Here is a 3,557-nt window from a genome sequence, read left to right as displayed (position 1 = left end):
GGGTGGTAAGGTTTACTGTGAATGCGGTGAATGATGCACCAGTAGCAGTAGATGATAGTGTGACAGTAACCGAAGATGTGCCAGCGACTGGTAATGTATTGAGCAATGATACCGATCCAGAAGGTAACAGTCTGACTGCGAGTCTGGTAACAGCTCCATTGAACGGTACAATAGTGCTGAATGCTGATGGAAGCTTCACGTATACGCCAAATGCAAACTATAACGGCCTTGATAGCCTTGTTTACCAGGTATGTGACAATGGTGTGCCAAGTCTTTGTGATAGTGGAGTTGTGAGATTTACGGTGAACGTGGTGAATGATGCGCCGGTAGCTGTAGACGACAATGTAACTGTAACAGAGGACGTACCAGCGACTGGTAATGTCTTAACCAATGATACGGATGTAGAGGGTAATACGCTTACGGCATCGCTGGTAACAGCTCCAGTGAACGGTACAATAGTGCTGAATGCTGATGGTAGCTTCACGTATACGCCAAATGCAAACTTCAATGGCCTGGATAGCCTTGTTTACCAGGTATGTGACAATGGCGTACCGAGTCTTTGTGATAGTGGGGTGGCAAGGTTTACTGTGAATGCGGTGAATGATGCACCAGTAGCAGTAGATGATAGTGTGACAGTAACCGAAGATGTACCAGCGACTGGTAATGTATTGAGCAATGATACCGATCCAGAAGGAAACAGTCTGACTGCGAGTCTGGTAACAGCACCAGTGAACGGTACAATCGTACTAAATGCTGACGGTAGCTTCACGTATACGCCAAATGCAAACTATAACGGCCTTGATAGCCTTGTTTACCTGGTATGTGATAATGGTGTGCCAAGTCTTTGTGATAGTGGAGTTGTGAGATTTACGGTGAACGTGGTGAATGATGCGCCGGTAGCTGTAGACGACAATGTAACTGTGACAGAGGACGTACCAGCGACTGGTAATGTCTTGACCAATGATACGGATGTAGAGGGTAATACGCTTACGGCATCGCTGGTAACAGCCCCAGTGAACGGTACAATAGTGCTGAATGCTGATGGCAGCTTCACGTATACGCCAAATGCAAACTATAATGGTCTGGATAGCCTTGTTTACCAGGTATGTGATAATGGTGTGCCAAGTCTTTGTGATAGTGGGGTGGTAAGATTTACGGTGAACGCGGTGAATGATGCGCCTTTAGCTTTGGATGATAATGTGACAGTGACAGAGGACGTACCAGCGACTGGTAATGTCTTGACCAATGATACGGATGTAGAGGGTAATACTCTGACGGTATCGCTGGTAACAGCCCCAGTGAACGGTACAATAGTGCTGAATGCTGATGGAAGCTTCACGTATACGCCAAATGCAAACTATAATGGTCTGGATAGCCTTGTTTACCAGGTATGTGATAATGGTACACCAAGCCTTTGTGATAGTGCTATTGTAAGATTTACGGTGAGTGCGGTGAACGATGCACCTGTAGCGGTAGACGACAATGTAACTGTAACCGAAGACGTACCAGTGACTGGTAACGTCTTAACCAATGATACGGATGTAGAGGGTAATACGCTGACAGCAAGTCTGGTAACAGCACCAGTGAATGGTACGATAGTGCTTAATGCAGACGGCAGCTTCACGTATACACCGAATACAAACTATAGTGGTCTGGATAGTCTGGTTTACCAGGTATGTGACAATGGTGTGCAAAGTCTTTGTGATAGTGGTGTAGTAAGGTTTACGATAAATGCAGTAAATGATGCACCGGTGGCAGTAGATGATAATGTGACAGTGGCAGAAGATGTACCAGCGACTGGTAATGTTTTGACCAATGATACTGATGTAGAGGGTAATACGTTGACTGCGTCATTGGTAACAGCACCAGTGAATGGAACGATAGTGCTGAACGCTGATGGCAGCTTCACGTATACGCCAAATGCAAACTTCAATGGCCTGGATAGCCTTGTTTACCAGGTATGTGACAATGGCGTACCGAGTCTCTGTGATAGTGGGGTGGTAAGGTTTACTGTGAATGCGGTGAATGATGCACCGGTAGCAGTAGATGATAATGTGACAGTGACAGAAGATGTGCCAGCGACTGGTAATGTATTGAGCAATGATACCGATCCAGAAGGTAACAGTCTGACGGCAAGCCTGGTAACAGCTCCAGTGAACGGTACAATCGTACTGAACGCTGATGGTAGCTTCACCTATACTCCAAATGCAAACTATAATGGCCTGGATAGCCTTGTTTACCAGGTATGTGACAATGGCGTACCAAGTCTTTGTGATAGTGGAGTTGCCAGATTTACGGTGAACGCGGTGAATGATGCACCAGTGGCCGTAGACGATAATGTGACAGTGACAGAAGATGTGCCAGCGACTGGCAATGTTTTGACCAATGATACAGATCCAGAAGGAAACAGTCTGACGGCGAGTCTGGTAACAGCCCCAGTGAACGGTACAATAGTGCTGAATGCTGATGGCAGCTTCACCTATACACCAAATGCCGACTATAACGGCCTTGATAGCCTTGTATACCAGGTATGTGACAATGGTGTGCCAAGTCTTTGTGATAGTGGAGTTGTGAGGTTTACTGTTAACGCGGTGAATGATGCACCAGTAGCGGTAGACGACAATGTAACTGTAACAGAGGATGTACCAGCCACAGGCAATGTTTTGACCAATGATACAGATGTAGAAGGTAATGCGCTGACAGCAAGCCTGGTAACAGCTCCAGTGAACGGTACAATAGTGCTGAATGCTGATGGAAGCTTCACGTATACGCCAAATGCAAACTATAATGGTTTGGATAGCCTTGTTTACCAGGTATGTGACAATGGTGTGCCAAGTCTTTGTGATAGTGGAGTTGTGAGGTTTACTATTACCGCGGCTAACGATGCACCAGTAGCCGTAGATGATCAATTGACAGTGATAGAAGACCAGACTGGCACCGGTAATGTCCTGACGAACGACAGCGATCCGGAAGGAGACGCGCTGACCGCCAGCCTGGTAACTGCTCCAATAAATGGAACAATCGTGTTGAACGCCGACGGTAGCTTCACATACACACCAAACGCGAACTACAGCGGCCTTGATAGTCTGGTTTACCAGGTGTGTGACAATGGCACGCCAAGCCTGTGTGATACCGCGATCCTGCGTATCACAGTAACTGCTGCTAATGACGCACCAATAGCAGTAGATGATCAGCTGACAGTGATAGAAGACCAAGCCGGCACCGGTAATGTATTGACCAATGACACTGATCCGGAAGGAGATGCATTGACAGCTTCACTAGTAACTGCTCCAATAAATGGAACAATCGTGTTGAACGCCGACGGTAGCTTCACCTACACACCAAACGCTAACTACAGCGGCCTTGATAGTCTGGTTTACCAGGTGTGTGACAATGGTACGCCAAGCCTGTGTGATACCGCGATCCTGCGCATCACCGTAACATCTGCTAATGACGTACCAATAGCCGTAGATGATCAATTGACAGTGATAGAAGACCAGACCGGCACCGGTAATGTGTTAACTAACGATACGGATCCAGAAGGTAACAGTCTGACT

1 protein-coding gene is annotated in these 3,557 nt (G+C 46.9%); it reads left to right on the top strand.

Annotated features, from left to right (window positions below; all coding sequences use genetic code 11):
* On the top strand, positions 1–3,557 hold a 3,557-nt coding region (locus tag BMZ72_RS36200; RefSeq protein WP_143087873.1), incomplete at both ends, for an Ig-like domain-containing protein.

The organism is Chitinophaga sp. YR627 (genome assembly GCF_900114995.1).
Taxonomy (GTDB): domain Bacteria; phylum Bacteroidota; class Bacteroidia; order Chitinophagales; family Chitinophagaceae; genus Chitinophaga.
Note: the sequence above shows the minus strand (reverse complement) of the source record. Positions and strands in the feature narration are given on the sequence as shown.